The sequence below is a fragment of the Mesorhizobium sp. M7A.F.Ca.US.007.01.2.1 genome, from assembly GCF_003998165.1.
GTDB classification, from domain to species: domain Bacteria; phylum Pseudomonadota; class Alphaproteobacteria; order Rhizobiales; family Rhizobiaceae; genus Mesorhizobium; species Mesorhizobium ciceri.
In genome coordinates this window covers 1-482 of record NZ_RZQP01000530.1, presented here as the reverse complement: position 1 = coordinate 482, position 482 = coordinate 1, and the positions used below count along the sequence as shown (strand labels likewise).

Here is a 482-nt window from a genome sequence, read left to right as displayed (position 1 = left end):
GTTGCAGCGCACGCGCTGCAGCTATTTCTACGACACCGCCAGCGCCTGCAACAGGCGCCAGCCAGGCACCGGCTGCGACGCGCTGGAAGGCGAAAACCGCCTGCACGCCGTGCTCGGCTGGAGCGACGCCTGCATCGCCACCCACCCGTCGGATTTCTGCGTGCCGCTGGTGGCGCTCGACGCCGTGGTCGAGATCGAAGGCAAGAAGGGCCGGCGCCATGTTTCGCTGGAGGAATTTCACCGGCTTCCCGGCGAAACGCCGCAGCGGGAGAATGCGCTGGAGCCCGGCGACCTGATCGTGGCGGTGCGCCTGCCGGCGGAGGCTGCCTCCTTCTCCGCCAATGCCCGTTACCTCAAAGTCCGCGAACGCACCTCCTATGCCTTTGCCGTCGTATCGGCCGCGGCAGCGCTCGTCGTCGACGGCGGCAAGATCCGCGCCGCAAGGCTGGCGCTGGGCGGCGTCGCGGCTAAGCCGTGGCGGG

The 482-nt window shown here is 69.5% G+C and carries 1 protein-coding gene; it reads left to right on the top strand.

All coding sequences use genetic code 11. The features are described 5' to 3' along the window. On the top strand, positions 1–482 hold a 482-nt coding region (locus EN949_RS35625; RefSeq protein WP_206535023.1), incomplete at both ends, for an FAD binding domain-containing protein.